Genomic DNA, 16,977 nt, shown 5'->3' on the forward strand with positions numbered 1-16,977 from the left:
ACAGTTTGAAAGACGACGGGTATGCATTATTTCCCGTCTTTTTCTGCTAGTATACGCGCCTTCGAATTCTGACCTGATTTGCCGCTATGCCAAACCGCGATACCCTTTTCTCTGCACCGATCGCCAAACTGGGCGACTGGACCTTCGACGAACGCGTCGCTGAAGTCTTTCCTGACATGATCCAGCGCTCCGTTCCCGGTTATTCCAATATCATCTCCATGATTGGCATGCTGGCCGAACGTTTTGTCCAGCCGGGCAGCCAGGTGTATGACCTTGGCTGTTCTCTGGGGGCAGCCACGCTGTCGATGCGGCGGAACATCAACGTGGCTGGCTGCAAGATTATCGCCGTCGATAACTCCCCCGCCATGGTTGAACGCTGCCGCCGCCATATCGACGCCTTCCGCGCCGATACACCGGTCGAAGTCATTGAAGCGGATATCCTGGATATCAACATTGAAAATGCGTCGATGGTAGTGCTCAACTTTACTTTGCAATTCCTTGAGCCTGCCGATCGCCTGCGTCTGCTGCAGCAAGTGTATCGTGGGCTGCGGCCCGGCGGTGCGCTGGTGCTGTCGGAAAAATTCAGCTTTGAAGACAGCAACGTGGGCGAACTGCTGTTCAACATGCACCATGATTTCAAGCGCGCCAACGGCTACAGCGAACTGGAAATCAGCCAAAAGCGCAGCATGCTGGAGAACGTGATGCTGACAGACTCAGTGGAAACCCATAAAGCCCGGCTGCAACAGGCAGGGTTTGAACACGCCGAGGTCTGGTTCCAATGTTTTAACTTTGGTTCGCTGATTGCCCTGAAATCAGGAGAAACCGCATGATTGAGTTTGGCGATTTTTATCAACGCATTGCCAAAGGGCCGCTCAGCCACTGGCTGGATACCCTGCCCGCGCAGATCAGCGCCTGGCAGCGTGAGTCACTGCATGGCAAGTTCAAACAGTGGTTCAACTCGGTGGAACACCTGCCTGAACTGACCCCAACGCACCTCGATCTGCTGCACGGCGTGCGCGCCGACATGGAACAGCCGCTGTCGCCTGGTCAGTTAGAAGGCATCGAGAAAATGCTGCGTACCCTGATGCCATGGCGCAAAGGGCCATTTTCCCTGTATGGCATCAATATCGATACCGAATGGCACTCCGACTGGAAATGGGATCGCGTGCTGCCGCACATTTCTCCGTTGGCCGGCCGCACCATTCTCGACGTCGGCTGCGGCAGTGGTTATCACCTGTGGCGGATGGTCGGCGAAGGGGCCCATCTGGCGGTGGGTATCGACCCAATGCAGTTATTTCTCTGCCAGTTTGAAGCGGTGCGCAAACTGCTGGGTGGCGATCAACGCGCACATGTGCTGCCACTCGGCATTGAACAGTTGCCGGAACTGGCGGCGTTCGACACCGTATTCTCGATGGGCGTGCTGTATCACCGCCGTTCGCCGCTGGATCATCTGTATCAGTTGAAAAATCAGCTGGTCGCCGAAGGGGAATTGGTGCTGGAAACGCTAGTGGTAGAAGGCGATCGCCATCAGGTGCTGGTACCGGGCGATCGCTATGCGCAGATGCGTAACGTTTACTTTATCCCTTCCGCAGAAGCGCTGAAATGCTGGCTGGAAAAATGCGGTTTTGTCGACGTCAAGATTGCTGATATTGGTGTCACCAGCCTTGACGAGCAGCGCCGCACTGACTGGATGACCAGTGAGTCGTTGGCGGAGTTCCTGGATCCGCACGATCGCAGCAAAACCATTGAAGGCTACCCGGCACCGCTGCGCGCGGTATTCACCGCGAAAAAACCCTGAATCACGGCAGCACAGACGCAATGCCTGTGCTGCTTGCTTGCCTCAGGCTACCGTTGACTGCTGCACCCTCTCTTCCTGAGCCGTAACTGGCTGCCGCTGGTATCCCCAGATCCCCTTAGCGAAAATGGTGCAGGCGGTGATCACCGCAGGGATCGCAATAATGGCAAACACCTGGGTAAACTCCCACCCCAACGCCAGCATCTGCGCTCCGGCAAAGGCGCTCAGAATAGCGCCGGTGCGGCCAATACCGTGCATCCAACTGGAGCCGGTAGCGCGGGCTTCGGTGGGGTAATAGCCAGCAGAAAGTGCGTTCATACCCGTATTAGCACCGTTGAGGCAGAAACCGCAGCCGAAAGCCAGCAGCCCCAGCAAGATTTCACTGTGTGCCGCCTGGCCAATCAGCAAGGTAAAGGCCGCGCCCACCAGATAAATACCACCCAGCGCCCGATGCGGGTTGACCCTGTCCATCATCCAACCGGCAAACAAGGAGCCAAAAGTGCCACCCGCCTGGTACAACGCGGTGATCACCGCCGCTTGAGCAACGCTAAGGCCGATCTCTTTCACCAGCGTCGGTAACCAACTGCCCAGCAGATAGACCAGAAACAGCGCCATAAAATAGCCAATCCACAGCATAACGCTACCGAAACGGTAATCACGCGACACCACAATCCGCACCGCCCCTTTGCCCTCGCCTACCAACGGCGGCAGTGTAAAACGGGTGTCCGGGCGGGTGCTGCCCGGTGCCAGTTTTTCAACAATCTTGCCGATGCGCTGCGCGCTGGCGCGCTTGGTGACCAGAAAACGCACCGACTCCGGCAGTTTCAGCAACAACAGTGGCACACTGAGCAACGGCAGGATCCCGCCTAGCAGCAGCAGAGAGTGCCAGCCGAAACGCGGGATCAACCAAGAGGCGGCAAATCCCCCAATCGCAGCACCAAAGGTAAAGCCGCAGAACACCACGGTAATCAGGAACGAGCGTTTTTTCTCCGGCGCATATTCAGAGATCAGCGTGCCAACATTCGGCATCGCAGCGCCCATCCCCAGCCCGGTCATAAAACGGAACAATATCATCTGGTCGATATTCTGCGAAAAGGCGGTAATAATGGTCCAAAAACCGAAGAAAAATACGCTGTTGATGATAATCACCCGGCGGCCCAGACGGTCCGCCAGCGGGCCAGAGAGCAGCGCCCCCAAGGTTAACCCGACTAGCGCAGCGCTGATCACCCAACCCAATTGGTGGTTAGCCACGCCCCACTGCACCTTCAGCTCTGGCGCAATAAACCCCATCAGCGTGATATCGAAGCCATCCAGGGCAATCACAATGAATCCCAGGCAGATAATCAGCTTTTGAAAACGCCCCAGGGGACGCTGGTTAATCAATTCCCTCACATCTATCTCGTTTGCAGCCACAATATTTCCCTCCGTACATTCGGCTATGCCACAAGCGTTTTTCGTCATCAACACGCTGTAATCGATCTTTGCGTCGTTGAGTTATACGCCTGCGGCCGATGGCGACAGCAACGGTAAACTGGGCGATTATCGCCCAATAATTCGTATATCGTACTTAGAATGTAAGAATTCACACGGGTGCCAGCAATGGGGTGATGCGATAATTTGGGCGGTTATCGAACTGTTTGGTACATTTTAACCTTACTGACTTGATGTGGTTCACGGTTAAAAATAAACTCAATTAATTGAAATAAAACATATTAATTCACCTAAGGTTTTCTGTTTATTGCCAGCGCCAAAGGTGAAAATATTGTTGCAAATATGTGAAGCTCATCATATCCCGAGGGTTTCCGCTCAGCCGGTGCCCCTTTATCACCTTTGACAACTGTCACAAATCACATCCCTCATGTTTACATAAAGAACCATATGGTTCATTTTATCATGGCGCGGGCAATCTGCCCCAACCTTGAAACCACCGGAGTTCATCATGAATGCCAACGCCCCACTTGCAGCATCGCGTCCAGCGCTTTATCTGCTGGCTTTGCTAGGCAAAGATATCCAAGGCTCGCTGTCTCCCCAGTTGTACGAGCACGAAGCTCGCCGCCAAGGTCTACGCTGCAGCTATCAGTTGCTGGACTTTGCCCAACGTGGTTGGGAGGCGGAGGCCCTGCCAAATGTGTTACGCAGCTTGGAAACCCTCGGTTTTACCGGTTGCAACGTGACCCACCCGTTCAAACAGCAAATCATCCCTTATCTGGATCAGCTCTCGCCGCAGGCTAGCGCTATTGGCGCGGTCAACACCGTTCTGTTTCGCCACGGCCAGCGCATCGGCCACAATACCGACTGCCCCGGTTTTATCAGCCACTTCCGCCGTAATTTACCCGGGGTGAATATTGAACGCGTGTTGCAGATCGGCGCTGGGGGGGCAGGCAGTGCCAGCGCCTACGGCCTGTTGGAGTATGGCGTCAAGCATCTGGCCCTGTACGATCGCGATACGGCGCGCAGTGAAGCGCTGTACCAGCAGTTGCTGCTGCACTTCGGTTCCGATCGCATCAGCATCACCCACCATCCGCAGCAGGCATTAGCCAACAGCAACGGCCTGGTGCAGGCAACGCCGATCGGCATGAGCGGCCACCCCGGTATCCCCATCAATATTGACTGGCTCACGCCGCAGCACTGGGTGGCCGATGTGATTTACGTTCCCCGGGAAACGGAGCTGGTCCTGCGCGCACGCGCCAAAGGCTGCCAGGCAATTGGCGGTGACGGCATGGTGGTATTCCAGGCCGCTCAGGCATTTGAGCTTTACACCGGCCTGCCAGCGGATCGCGAACATATGCTAGCGATTTTTCAACAGGCCTGCGTCACCCCGGCATAAGCCGGGCTACCCTTGGCGCATCGCTGCCAGGCGTGCTGCACCATTGGCTGCCCCGTACTGACTATAGCCACCACGCCTTTCCAGCAGTTCAAAGAAGAAACACCCACCGCTGAACGGCTGAGTGTAAACATGCAGCAGTTCGCCCCCCACCGGATCGCGATCGTAAAGAATATGGTGCTGCCGCAACCGAGCAACGAACTCTGCATCCAGGCTAAAACGGGTTGCCAGATCGTCGTAGTAGTTATCGGAGATGGTCAGCAGCGCCACGCCATTTTGTCTGGCGGCAGTCACCGCCTGAAAAATATCGGCCGTGGAGAATGCCACGTGCTGCAACCCGCTGCCGTGATAAGCCTCCACGGTGCGCGCACTGAGTGTGTCCAGGCTTTGTGAAGCGTTCAACGGTAAGCGAATGCCGTTGCAGAGGGTGTGCAGCGCTTTGCTGCGCACCAGGCCGTAAGGATCGGGCAGCAACTGTTCGCTGTCCGCCTGCATCCCCAACACCGTGCGCAGAAACATCACCCAGTTTTCCAGCGCGCTTGCGGGCATCGCCAAAGCCAAGTGATCGATCCCCTCTAACCGTGGCCCTGCTACAGCTGCTACGGGTTGCAGGTGGAAATCATCCTGGTACACCTCGCTGGTCTGCTCGCCAAACAGGTAAATCAGGCTGCCGTCCGGCGTGCAGAGCGCGGGGATTTCATGCTCATTCGGGCCAACCTGCCCCTGATAAGACGGGTAGGCAAAGTCTCTGGCGCGCCGTAACAAAGCCTGTGGACGATCGCTACGGCAGGCCAGCGCGCACAGCGAAGCGCCGTGCTGCTCATGGTAGCCCGCGGCAAAAGAGTTTGGCTGCTGGTTAAGCACCACGCGAATTCCGCCATTCTGGTAAAGTGCCACGCGCTTGGAGCGATGAACGCCAGCGTGGCTGAACCCCAATTGCCCAAGCCAGCGCGCCAGTTCGTCTGCTTCTGCGCCATTAACGGCAAATTCCAAGAATTCGATCGCCTGACGCTGTGGCAGTGGCGCTGTGCTGAACAATTCAGGGTCGATTTGCCTCAACGCCGCCTGCGCCTGTTCTTCTAACAGCAAGAGCGAGCGCCAGCCGTCTTTCGCCGTTGCGCCGCTGGGTGCCGCGCGAAAACCGTCATTAAACACTTCCAACGACCAGGGGCCGCAGTACCCTTTACGAAGCAGCGCGGCGGCAAACTCCACCAGCGGTAACACCCCCTGTCCAGGGAAACAGCGGAAATGGCGGCTCCACTCAATCACTTCCATGTTCAACCACGGCGCATCCGCCAGTTGCAGAAAGGCGATCTTTTCCAGCGGAATATCATCTAATTGATCGAGTTTGTCGCCCAAAGCCAAAATATGAAAACTGTCCAATGCCAGACCCAACGCCGGGCGGTTAACCGCACGTACCCGTTCCCACGCCTGCCGATAGCGGTTAACGTGCTGCCCCCAGGCTAACGCCTCATAGGCGACGACGATCTGTTGCTGTTGTGCTAAATCAGCCAACTGGGCCAGATCCTCTACCTGCTGATCGAAGTGGGGAGAGCTGTCTGGTGAGACATTGCTGCACAACAGCATGCGATCGCACCCCAGCTCATGCATCAGCGCAAACTTGCGCCGCGCGCGCTCCAGATTGCCCGCCATCAGCGATCGCGGCACGCCTTCAAAATCACGAAACGGCTGGTACAACGTAATGGCTAACCCCAGGTCTTGCGCCCGCTGGCGTATTTCTGCCAGTTTACCCGGAAAGTAGAGCAGATCGTTTTCAAAAATTTCTACACCATCAAAGCCTGCCGCAGCAATGGCTGCCAGCTTTTCCGGTAACGTTCCGGCAATGGATACCGTCGCTATTGAACGCAGCATGAGATTCCCCTGTTGATAAACCAAATACCCTCTGGCACCGGGCAGAAGCACGGCACACCCTTTTTTGTACCAAAAGGTTCATAATGTCAACCAGGTTCAAAACGGCGTTCACCACTCCTTAACAGCGATCACAAAACAACCGGAAAGCGAAGGTTGTATTGGCGCAGCCCGGCGGTTACTCTTACCCGGTGTTCTCTCAATAACCAACCTCTTGATGTTAAATCCAATCGACTCACCAAGCGGCAAACGCAAAAACGATCCCCAAGGTTTGAGACAGCGTATTTTTACCAGCGCCTTGTCTGAGTTTGCCGAGTTTGGCCTCAAAGGCGCGCGCCTGGAAAATATTGCCCAGCAGGCAGAAACCACCAAGCGCATGGTGGTGTATCACTTTCAGAACAAAGAAACCTTGTATCTGGCGGTGCTGGAATATGTCTATCAGCACATTCGCAATCACGAGTCCGCTTTGGCGTTAGCTAGCCTGCCACCCGCAGAAGCCATCGTCAGGCTGGTGGAAGAAAGCTTCAATTACCACGTGGAGCACCCCGACTTTATTCGGTTGATTTGCATGGAAAACATGATGCGCGGTCAATACATCAGCCAGTCGCCGCATATCCGCGCGCTCAACCAGAGTGCGCTGACGCTGCTGGAAGATATTCTGGCGCGCGGTAAAGCCAAACAACTGTTTAATGACGAAGTCAGCGCCCACGATGTCCACCGCCTGATCAGCAGCCTGTGTTTCCACCATGTTGCCAATCAGTACACATTCAATACGCTTTTTGAAAGTAACCAATCGCCAGAAGAACAGATTGCCCACCACCGAAAAATGGCGGTGGTCGCCACAACCCGCTATCTTGCAAGGTAAACTGCCTGCTGCCTTTGCTTTATTGCAGGCCATTTACATTACTTTTTGCTATGTAAACAGCCTGTAAAATTCACTTTATTGTAACAACTCACCGCTTATACACTGCCGAGGGTCAAGCTATCCCCTTCACCTTATCCATAAGGAGCGCCCTATGAGCAGCGAGCTGTATCAACGCAATCGCGATCGCCATCCGCCAGCCTACTCACCGGAATATAAAAGCAGTGTCTTACGCTCGCCGCGTAATGCCCCCATTTCATTGCAGAATTCGCTTTCCGAAATCACCGGCCCGGTGTTTTCCAGCAGTGAACTCGGGCCGCTAGATAACGATCTGATCCTGAATTACGCCAAACAGGGTATGCCGATTGGCGAGCGGATTATCGTGCATGGCTACGTGCGCGACGAAAACGGCCAGCCCGTGCGCAATACGCTGGTTGAGGTGTGGCAGGCTAACGCCGGTGGCCGTTATCGCCACAAAAAAGATCAGTATCTGGCACCGATCGATCCCAACTTTGGCGGCTGTGGACGCATGCTTACCGACGACAAGGGCTATTACGTTTTCCGCACCATCAAGCCCGGCCCCTACCCCTGGCGCAACCGTGTCAATGACTGGCGCCCGGCACATATCCATTTTTCCCTCTCTGGTGATGCCTTTGCACAACGCCTGATCACCCAGATGTATTTCGAAGGGGATCCGCTGATTGCCCAATGCCCGATTGTGCGTTCCATCAATAACGATGACGCCGTGCGTTCGCTGATTTCGGTACTCGATAAGTCCGCGTCTGTGCAGCTCGACAGCCTGGCGTATCGCTTTGATCTGGTGCTGCGCGGGCATCGCGCCACGCTGTTTGAAAACCGCTTACAGGGGAAAGCCTAATGTTGAAAGATACCTATTTGCTGGAAACACCTTCACAAACCGCAGGCCCTTACGTACATATCGGCCTGGCCCCTCATGCCGCTGGTTTTGATATTTTCGACAACAACTTCGGCCCGGTGCTGACCAATGCCGAAACCCGCGGCGAACGTATCCGTATTGAAGGCCGGGTGTTCGACGGTAGCGGTACGCCGCTGCGTGACGTCCTGCTGGAAATTTGGCAGGCCAATGCCGCCGGGCGTTATCAACACCCGCAGGATCATCAGCATGATAAAAGCCTGGACAATAACTTCCGTGGCTGGGGGCGTGCCTGCTCCGATTTCGCCAGCGGTGTTTATGCCTTTGATACCATCAAACCTGGGGCAGTGACCGGGCGCGACGGCCGGCTGATGGCGCCGCATGTCAACCTGTGGATCGTGGCGCGTGGCATCAACCTGGGGCTGCATACCCGCATGTATTTCTCCGACGAGGAAGCAGCTAACCAGGCCGATCCGGTGCTCAACCTGGTCGAACAGGAAGTCCGGCGCAATACGCTGATCGGCCAGAAAAAGACCACGGCAGAGGGCACTCTCTACCAGTTTGATATCGTGCTGCAAGGAGAGAACGAAACCGTATTTTTCGATGTGTAATCCAGAGTGCGGCCAAGCCCGTTCATAACGGCAGAAAGATCGGTTACTCTGCCGTAACCTTAATGACGGAGTGGCGGCGTGATAGATAACAACAACGTTTTTACCCAGCGTATTCGTCTGCGCCATATCCACTGCTTTATCGCCGTCGCCCGGGAAGGTTTCCTGCACCGGGCGGCGGAACGCCTGAATCTGAGTCAACCCGCACTGTCGAAAACGCTCAGCGAATTGGAAGCCCTGACCGGCGTCACCCTGTTTGAACGTGGCCGCCATGGTGCCCGCCTGACGGCGCAAGGCGAGGTGTTCCTGTCTCATGCGCAGCGCATCATGGCGGCCCTGGCCGACGCCGGAGACGTGCTGGCGCAACAGGCCCAGGCTCTGCCGCCCCCGCTGCGGATAGGCGCTCTACCCACCGCCGCGCTGGGAGTATTACCGCCGGTCATCGCCCATTTTCAGCAGCTTCATCCTCATCTGCGCATTCAGGTCACCACCATGCACAACACGGCGCTGCTGGCGCAGTTACAAAACGGTGAACTGGATCTGGCGATCGGCCGCATGGCGGATCCGCAAATGATGAGCGGCCTGCTATTTGAACTGCTGTTTCTGGAAGAGTTACAGGTTGTGGCCCAGCCCGCACACCCGCTGCTGCGTGAAACCCTGACGCTGGAAAATGCCCTGCGCTACCCGCTGATCGTCGCCCCCAAAGGCACCGTACCGCGCCAGAATGCCGAGGCGCTGCTGACCGCCAGCGGCCTTTCCCTGCCCGCCCAGCGTGTGGAAACCTTGTCACCGTCGCTGGCGCGGCGGTTAACGCTGCAATACGACTACCTGTGGTTTGTGCCTTCCGGTGCGGTGCAGGACGATCTCGCCGCCGGCAGATTGCTGCCGCTGCCATTCAGCGGGCCAGGCACCTCTGAACCGGTGGGGATCATCGTGCGTAATCAGGCGCATTCGAGCGGCGCTCTGCAAGAGTTTATCACCGCAGTGCGCCGCGAAGCCTTGGGGGAACGAGCTTAACCCTTCAGCCTGCCGCAGCATCCATTTCGGCAAACACCGCTTCTGCCAGATGAAACGCCGCGTTGGCCGCAGGTAAACCGCAGTACAGCGCACTCTGCATCAACACCTCTTTGATCTCTTCGCGGGTGACGCCGTTGTTGAACGCTGCCTTCAGGTGCATGCGCAGCTCCGCTTCACGGTTAAGGGCAATCAGCATCGCGATGGTGATCAGGCTGCGGGTATGGCGCGCCAAACCAGGACGGGTCCAGATCTCGCCCCAGGCGTAGCGGCTGATAAAGTGCTGAAACTCCTGGTTGAGCGGCGTCAGGTTGCTCAGGGTGCGGTCAACGTGGGCATCCCCCAGCACTTCGCGGCGTACCGCGATCCCTTGCTGGTAACGCTGTTCATCATTCATGATTGCTCCTCGGTGGTGAAAAGTGATTGGTGCGCCGCTTTGGCACGAGCCAAGACCTGTTGGATAAATACGCTGGCGCTGCCGAGCGCATTGGCAGGATCGAGCAGTTCGGCCAGTTGTTGGCGATCGAGCCATTTCAGCACCTGCTCATCCTGTTCCAACACCGCCAGCAGCGGCAAATTTGCTGCCTGTGCGTGCTGGCAGGCCTGTTCGATATGGCGGTGGGCGTTCTGGCGCCCCATCTGTTCACCCAGCGCCATCGTCACGGCTTCAGCCAGGATCAGCCCACCGGTCAGCGCCAGATTATCCGCCATACGGGCCGGGAAAACCTGCAGCCCGTCAATCAGCGGCACGCTGGCCGCCAGCGCCCCGGCGCTGAGCATCATCAGTTCCGGCAGGCTTTCCCATTCGGCATGCCAACCACCCAAACCACGCTCATGTTCTTGCAGCATCGCCTGATACAGGCCGCTTACCAGCGCGGGGGCACGCATCGCCGCCGCCAGGATCACCGCGCAGGACACCGGGTTGCGCTTATGCGGCATGGTTGAAGAACCGCCGCGTCCCTCGGCCTGCGGTTCGGCAACCTCAGCAATTTCGGTCTGGCACAATAGTGAAATATCGCGCGCCAGCTTGCCCAACGTACCGGCAAGCCCCGCATACCAGCCCGCCACTTCCAGCAGGCGATCGCGCTGGCTGTGCCAAGGGGTGTCGGCTTCCGTCAACTGCAAACGCTGCGCCAGCAGAGCAGACACCGCTTTGCCCTTGGTGCCCAGCGAATTGAGCGTCCCGGCGGCACCGCCAAATTGCAGCACCAGCACGCGTGGCAACATCTGTTGCAAGCGTTGGCGATAACGCAGCAACGCGTCCAATGTGCCAGCCAGTTTCAGCCCTAACGTGGTGGGCAGCGCCTGTTGCATCCAGGTTCGCCCCACCATCAGCGTAACGCCATGGCGGTCAATCTGCTGCACCAGAACCGTCATCAGCTGCGTCAACTGGCGATCGGTCTGCGCTAACGCACCGCGCAGCTGCAACACCAAGCCGGTATCGATCGCATCCTGGCTGGTGGCTCCCCAATGCACAAAACGCGCCGCCTGCGCATCCTGTTCGGCCACCCGCGCGGTCAGTTGGCGTACCAGCGGGATCGCCAGATTACCTGCCTGTGCCGCCGCGGCGGCCACTGCACCAGCATCCAACAATTCGCTTTGACAACAGCGGGCGATGGTTTCTGCTGCTGAACGCGGGATCACGCCAGCTTCAGCCTGCGCCTGCGCCAGTGCTGCCTCAAAATCCAGCATCCCTTGCAAAACCGCTGCATCGCTAAAGCAGTGGTTGACCGCTGAAGGCCGCAGCAACGGTGTCAGTAATTCCATCATTTCCTGTCCTCTACTCACTCTGGGCAACGCGTTAACGTTAGCCTTGCTAACCGAACAGCGTCAAGGGCGATAATCGCTATACTGTGCGTATATCGCACAAAACGGGAACTTGATTGTGCTGTTATCAGATTCTGTGATCCGAACAGGATTTTCACGCGTCAGTTTGCGGCCCGCAGCGCGCAGTGGGCGATTATCGGATAGACTGTGCGAAATTAGCCAATACCAGCAGAGATTGACCATGACTCGCCACTCCTCCCCCGACGCTGCTTCCGAAGATCACAGTTTTGTTGCTGGCAGCAGTAACGATCCGTTTAAAGGTGACCCGAATTTTATGACTTCGCTGGCGCGCGGCCTGGAGGTGATCCAGGCGTTCACGCCGCAGCGGCGGCTGATGTCGATCTCACAAATCAGTCAGAAAACCGGCATCCCGCGCGCCGCGGTGCGCCGTTGCCTGTACACGCTCACCAAATTAGGTTTTGTCTACGCGCAGGACGGCAAGAACTTTGAGCTGCGCCCGCGCATCCTGACGCTGGGCCACCCTTATCTGGCCTCGACGCCGCTGGCCAAGGCCACTCAGCCAGTGCTGAAGCACATCAGCCAGATGCTCAATGAATCCTGTTCGATCGCCACGCTGGACGGTGACGACATTCTGTATATCGCACGCGCGTCCAGCTCACGTATTATGAGTATCGATCTGGATATCGGTAGCCGCTTGCCTGCCTTTGCCACCTCGATGGGGCGCGTGCTGATCGCCCATTTGCCGCCGGAAGCGCTGAATAACTACCTCAAGCGCGTCAGCCTGGTGCGCTATACCCAGCACACCATTGCCAGCGTCAGCAGCCTGAAAGAAGAGCTGAAAAAGGTGCGTGCTCAAGGCTACGCCATTAACGATCAGGAATTGGAAATTGGCTTGCGTTCGATTGCCGTGCCGCTCCTGGCTGCCGACGGCAGCGTCAGCGCGGCCCTGAACGTCGGGGTGCAGGCGGGATTGGTGCCGATCGCTGAACTGACTGAGCGCATCCTGCCGGTGTTGCGTGATGGCGCTCAGGAACTGTCACTGCTGTTATCCTGACTCCGCCACCGATATCGCAGCCCTTACGGGCTGCGGTTGCTGATTAAAAAGGCAAGCCAACATAGTTTTCAGCCAGCATGGTCATGGCGCTGCGCGATTTGACCATGTATTGCAATTCAGACAGTTGCAGGCGCTGCTGGAACGAACTGCTTTCCCCCTGGGTGTGTAACATGTTGGTCATCCACCAGGAGAAATGCTCCGCACGCCATACCCGCCGCAAGGCCTGCTCGCTGTATGCATCCAGATGCGACCAGTTGCCCTGGCGGTATAGGCTTTCCAGCGCCTGAGCCAGCAGGCGCACGTCGGCCATGGCCAGGTTTAACCCTTTTGCGCCGGTAGGCGGCACAATGTGCGCGGCATCCCCGGCTAACAGCAGGCGTTTATAACGCATCGGTTCAGTCACAAAACTGCGCATGCCGACCACATTTTTCTGGAAAATTTTCCCTTGCTTTAGTGACCAACCGTTGCGGTTTTCCAAGCGGGTTTCCAGTTCGTGCCAAATCCGATCGTCAGACCAATCCTCAACCTTTTCCTGCGGATCGCACTGAAAATACATGCGCTGCACCTGCGCCGAACGCGTGCTGACCAGGGCAAAACCACGCGCATGGCGGGCATAGATCAGTTCGTCACAGGAAGGAGGCGCTTCCACCAAAATACCAAACCAGCCAAAGGGGTAGACGCGAGTATAATCCTTACGCAGCCCGCCAGGCATCGCGGCACGGCAGATGCCGTGAAAGCCGTCGCAGCCAATCACAAAATCGCAGCTAATGATGTGGTCTTCATCCAGATGACGATAATGGATCTGCGGACGCGCACTTTCCAGTTGCTGCAGCGACACCTGCTCCACCTCAAACAGCAGTTGCCCCTGTGCCGCCTGACGTGCGGCAATCAGGTCTTTCAATACTTCATGTTGGGCGTAGACGGTGATTTCTCTGTCGGTCAGTTCGGTCAGGTCAATACGGTGTTGTTCCCCGTCAAATGCCAGCCGGATCCCTTGATGTTTGGCCCCTTCACGCGCCAGACGTGCCCCTAAGCCGGTCTGGTTAAGCAAGTCGACAGTTCCCTGTTCCAGCACGCCGGCACGAATGGTTGATTCCACCGCTTGCTGGCTACGCGTTTCCAACACTACCGACTCGATCCCTTGCAGATGCAACAGATGAGAAAGCATCAGCCCAGCGGGCCCGGCACCCACGATCCCTACCTGTGTTTGTCTATGCACAACGTTCTCCTTATTGAGCCTTGTTCAGTGAGCCCAGCAACGCAGGTTTGCTGAGGGAAAAATGTTTAATCATCAATGCCAACGCGGCGACCAATGCCGGGATCGCCAGCAGGGTAAAAATCACGCTGAAAGACAGTTGCAATTGCATCAGCAATCCGCCGCTCATTGCACCAAGAATGCCGCCAAAGCGCCCAATACCCAGCATCCAGGCCACCCCGGTGGCGCGACCGTTTGTCGGGTAATAACCGGCGGCCAATGCCGGCATGGATGACTGCGCACCGTTCATGCAAACGCCGGCAATAAACACCACGCCCCCCATCAGCACCGGATTGGTATTGACAAAACCGATAGCAAAGACAAACAGCGCGGTGAGGAGGTAACCGACGGCCACCACCTTGTGTGGATTCATCCGATCCATCAACCAGCCGATCACCAGCACTCCAATGCCGCCCCCGAGTGGGAACAAGGCCGTAATCAACGAAGCCTGGCGCAGCGAGGCCCCCGTTTCACGGATCAACAGCGGCAGCCAACTGGTCAACAGATAGAAAATCATCAGCCCCATGAAATAGGTCAGGCACAGCATCAAGGTGCCACGCAGGTAATGCGGGGAAAAGATTACCCGTAACGCCGACTTCTCGGTTTTTGCCCCTTGTTCATTCAAAGTAAAACGCAGCGGTGCCACCAACTGCTGCGGCGAAATACGGCGCAGTACGGCTGCAATACGTTCGGCCGGATAGCGGTGCAACACCATAAAACGTACCGACTCTGGCAGTGCGGCAATAAGCACCAGCGCCAACAGCAGTGGAGCCACACCGCCCAGAATCAGCACGCTTTGCCAGCCAAAATGGGGGATCAGCCAGGCAGAAACGAAGCCGCCCAGCGAAGAACCCAGCGGGAAACCACAGAACATCAGGTTCACCAGCAACGCCCGGCGGCGCTCGGGGGCATATTCCGACATCAGCGTCGCGGCGTTAGGCATAGCAGCCCCTAACCCCAATCCGGTGAGGAAGCGCAGCAGAGTCAGCATGGATAAGTTGGTCGCAAACGCGGTCAGCAGGCTGAAACCGCCGAAGACCAGCAGCGAGAGAATCAATACTTTGCGGCGGCCGATGCGATCTGCCAACGGCCCGGCGGTCAGTGCCCCTACGGCAAGGCCCACCAGCGCCGCGCTCATCACCGGGCCCAGTGAGGTTTTTTCAATCCCCCACTCCTGCACCAGAGAAGCGGCAATATAACCGACGATCGCCGTGTCAAAACCGTCCAGCGCAACCGTTAAAAAACACATCCCCAGTATTAGCCACTGGTAGGTGGAAAACCGGCTGTTGTTGATCAGTGCTTGGACATCAATAGTGTTTTCTTGTGGCATAGAGCGCTTCCTATCTTGGCTGAGCTACTGTGACCATAAGGGAACGCGAGATAAGTATCCTGAGAGCCCTTAAATGCGCGATAATCGAACACAAGTGCGTCAATCGCCATTTAAGCAAAACATTGACGTCGAAAAGTTGCAATATTGTTAATTAAATTACTGTGCGAATACCGAACAAAAGCAGGTGGAGAGATGAAAAATTACAATATAAATCAATGCAAAAAATCGTTATGCACCAATAAAGGCACATCGAATTTATGTGACTAGTTTAACATTAATTAATGGTACTTAATGACGATTCATTTGACGCTGGCCGTCTTGTCAGCAACGTGAGGAAGAGGGGCACTGGAAATTAGCGTTACTGTTGAGCGATAAAACGCCCATCTCACCTGAATGCAATCAATAGTTACATTAATGCAACAATTAAATTACGATAACTCAAGAATTATTAACTAATATAAAAGTGTTGGTATCGCGCCAACACCAGTGAATACTTGATAACTTCGCCCTGAGCACCTCTACCCTGTTCAGGGCTTTTTTTCGGCTGTACCAACCTATTAACCGCAAATAGTCACAGGCTGAACCTTTTTAAAATTAAGCCAGGTTATTATAAGCTGACTCATTGATTTTGAGATAATTCTCACTACGTTATAGCAGTATTTCTAAACTAAACTCTGAATGCTAATAATGCTGTTCAAAATAATAATTGCCGACTTCAAAACGCCTCGCCCTGATCGATCATCCCTGAACAGGGCTTTTTTTTATCTATTCGCCGTAGATAATTGTTTGATGTCTTGGCTTGGAATTAAAAAGCCCCGATAATCTATCGGGGCCAGAAAATATCAGATCCGGTACAACGAGGAGTCTATTTCACGCACTCTTGGTTATTGGGCCAACCAAAGCCAGCGCATTCTTCATTGCTTCAACCATTTCACCATCCACGCAATAATGGCTGAACTCGTCAAACTCACTGTCGGAACACATGGTCACACCGGCCTTGCGATAACGCATGGTCGAAGGCACCGTATGCCCAGAAGAGCTGTGCAACTCCTGAATACCGATATCTACAAACTTGTGCAGGTTACTTAAGCGTACTCCGGCCCCCGCCATAATCACCGGCCCTTGGCTGGCCTGCAACAGATTACGTAACAGCGGTAATCCCAGCTCGGCATTTTGCTGTTGCCCCGAGGTCAGAATGCGAGCTACGCCCAATTGCGTCAATTGCTCCAACGCAACCAGCGGGTTTTGGCACATGTCGAACGCGCGGTGGAAAGTCACCGCCATCTCACCGCTCAATTTCATCACTTCCCGCATGCGCGGCAAATCAATATGCCCTTCTTCACCCAACATCCCGACCACCACGCCGGCAAACCCCAGGTCACGAATGTATGAGATATCATTTTTCATGATCTCGAAATCGACCGCGCTGTAACAGAAATCACCACCGCGCGGACGCACGATCGGATGCACGGGAATATTCACCCGCTCACGGGCCAGCAACAGCGAACCATAACTTGGCGTTAATCCGCCCTCACTCTGGCTGGCGCACAGTTCAATACGATCGGCACCTGCCTGTTCAGCCGTCATCGCACAATCGACGCTATAGCAACAAACTTCCAGTTTTATCATCGTTACCCCCAGTGAACGGCTAAAAATGCTACAGCAGTTGTTCTACCTGTCGCTATA

15 protein-coding genes are annotated in these 16,977 nt (G+C 55.9%); 8 read left to right on the plus strand and 7 right to left on the minus strand.

Annotated elements, in window-relative coordinates; all coding sequences use genetic code 11:
* The first annotated feature begins 86 nt into the window (after nt 1–86).
* Both cmoA and cmoB read left to right on the plus strand, forming a co-directional pair.
* Nucleotides 87–830 carry a carboxy-S-adenosyl-L-methionine synthase CmoA gene (gene cmoA / locus BMI79_RS02805; protein ID WP_076940297.1) on the plus strand — a complete coding sequence of 248 codons (744 nt, stop codon included), beginning with the start codon at nt 87–89 and terminating at the stop codon, nt 828–830.
* The gene (cmoB, locus tag BMI79_RS02810) at nt 827–1,798 is read left to right on the plus strand and encodes a tRNA 5-methoxyuridine(34)/uridine 5-oxyacetic acid(34) synthase CmoB (RefSeq protein WP_076940298.1); all 972 of its coding nucleotides are present in this window, start codon (nt 827–829) and stop codon (nt 1,796–1,798) included. Before cmoA ends, cmoB begins: the two co-directional genes overlap by 4 nt.
* Nucleotides 1,799–1,840: 42 nt before the next feature.
* Here cmoB and BMI79_RS02815 read toward each other — a convergent pair whose 3' ends face one another.
* Nucleotides 1,841–3,211, minus strand: a complete 1,371-nt coding sequence (locus BMI79_RS02815) for an MFS transporter (protein WP_425272341.1) — start codon at nt 3,209–3,211, stop codon at nt 1,841–1,843.
* Between the two features lie 523 nt (nt 3,212–3,734).
* On the opposite strand from BMI79_RS02815, the gene BMI79_RS02820 reads away from it, so the two are divergent.
* Complete coding sequence (locus BMI79_RS02820; RefSeq protein ID WP_076940300.1) at nt 3,735–4,622, plus strand: shikimate dehydrogenase; 888 nt, start codon at nt 3,735–3,737, stop codon at nt 4,620–4,622.
* 6 nt (nt 4,623–4,628) lie between these two features.
* On the opposite strand, the gene BMI79_RS02825 is transcribed toward BMI79_RS02820, so the two are convergent.
* Nucleotides 4,629–6,491, minus strand: a complete 1,863-nt coding sequence (locus tag BMI79_RS02825) for a bifunctional sugar phosphate isomerase/epimerase/4-hydroxyphenylpyruvate dioxygenase family protein (RefSeq protein WP_076940301.1) — start codon at nt 6,489–6,491, stop codon at nt 4,629–4,631.
* Between the two features lie 214 nt (nt 6,492–6,705).
* Here BMI79_RS02825 and BMI79_RS02830 point away from each other — a divergent pair, with 214 nt between their 5' ends.
* From BMI79_RS02830 to pcaQ, 4 genes are all read left to right on the plus strand, one after another.
* The gene (locus BMI79_RS02830; protein WP_076940302.1) at nt 6,706–7,353 is read left to right on the plus strand and encodes a TetR/AcrR family transcriptional regulator; all 648 of its coding nucleotides are present in this window, start codon (nt 6,706–6,708) and stop codon (nt 7,351–7,353) included.
* A 151-nt stretch (nt 7,354–7,504) separates the two neighbouring features.
* Entirely contained in the window at nt 7,505–8,227 is a 723-nt protein-coding gene (pcaH, locus tag BMI79_RS02835; protein ID WP_076940303.1) for a protocatechuate 3,4-dioxygenase subunit beta, read from the plus strand.
* On the plus strand, nt 8,227–8,853 hold the full coding sequence (pcaG, locus tag BMI79_RS02840; RefSeq protein ID WP_425272336.1) for a protocatechuate 3,4-dioxygenase subunit alpha: 627 nt from the start codon (nt 8,227–8,229) through the stop codon (nt 8,851–8,853). Before pcaH ends, pcaG begins: the two co-directional genes overlap by 1 nt.
* Before the next feature lie 81 nt (nt 8,854–8,934).
* Nucleotides 8,935–9,867, plus strand: coding sequence for a pca operon transcription factor PcaQ (gene pcaQ / locus BMI79_RS02845; RefSeq protein ID WP_076940397.1), 933 nt, complete (start codon nt 8,935–8,937; stop codon nt 9,865–9,867).
* A 4-nt stretch (nt 9,868–9,871) separates the two neighbouring features.
* Here pcaQ and pcaC read toward each other — a convergent pair whose 3' ends face one another.
* Both pcaC and BMI79_RS02855 read right to left on the minus strand, forming a co-directional pair.
* Nucleotides 9,872–10,261 carry a 4-carboxymuconolactone decarboxylase gene (gene pcaC, locus BMI79_RS02850; RefSeq protein ID WP_076940304.1) on the minus strand — a complete coding sequence of 130 codons (390 nt, stop codon included), beginning with the start codon at nt 10,259–10,261 and terminating at the stop codon, nt 9,872–9,874.
* A complete protein-coding gene (locus tag BMI79_RS02855) occupies nt 10,258–11,631 on the minus strand; it encodes a 3-carboxy-cis,cis-muconate cycloisomerase (protein WP_076940305.1) in 1,374 nt (457 codons plus the stop codon). Before BMI79_RS02855 ends, pcaC begins: the two co-directional genes overlap by 4 nt.
* Before the next feature lie 241 nt (nt 11,632–11,872).
* Between BMI79_RS02855 and BMI79_RS02860 the strand changes: the two genes are divergently transcribed.
* The gene (locus BMI79_RS02860) at nt 11,873–12,706 is read left to right on the plus strand and encodes an IclR family transcriptional regulator domain-containing protein (protein ID WP_076940306.1); all 834 of its coding nucleotides are present in this window, start codon (nt 11,873–11,875) and stop codon (nt 12,704–12,706) included.
* Between the two features lie 43 nt (nt 12,707–12,749).
* On the opposite strand, the gene BMI79_RS02865 is transcribed toward BMI79_RS02860, so the two are convergent.
* From BMI79_RS02865 to cutC, 3 genes are all read right to left on the minus strand, one after another.
* Complete coding sequence (locus tag BMI79_RS02865; protein ID WP_241680024.1) at nt 12,750–13,925, minus strand: 4-hydroxybenzoate 3-monooxygenase; 1,176 nt, start codon at nt 13,923–13,925, stop codon at nt 12,750–12,752.
* A 10-nt stretch (nt 13,926–13,935) separates the two neighbouring features.
* Nucleotides 13,936–15,291, minus strand: coding sequence for an MFS transporter (locus BMI79_RS02870; protein WP_076940307.1), 1,356 nt, complete (start codon nt 15,289–15,291; stop codon nt 13,936–13,938).
* An 870-nt stretch (nt 15,292–16,161) separates the two neighbouring features.
* Complete coding sequence (gene cutC, locus BMI79_RS02875; protein WP_076940308.1) at nt 16,162–16,920, minus strand: copper homeostasis protein CutC; 759 nt, start codon at nt 16,918–16,920, stop codon at nt 16,162–16,164.
* Between the last annotated feature and the right edge of the window lie 57 nt (nt 16,921–16,977).

This window comes from Serratia oryzae (assembly GCF_001976145.1).
Taxonomy (GTDB): domain Bacteria; phylum Pseudomonadota; class Gammaproteobacteria; order Enterobacterales; family Enterobacteriaceae; genus Chania; species Chania oryzae.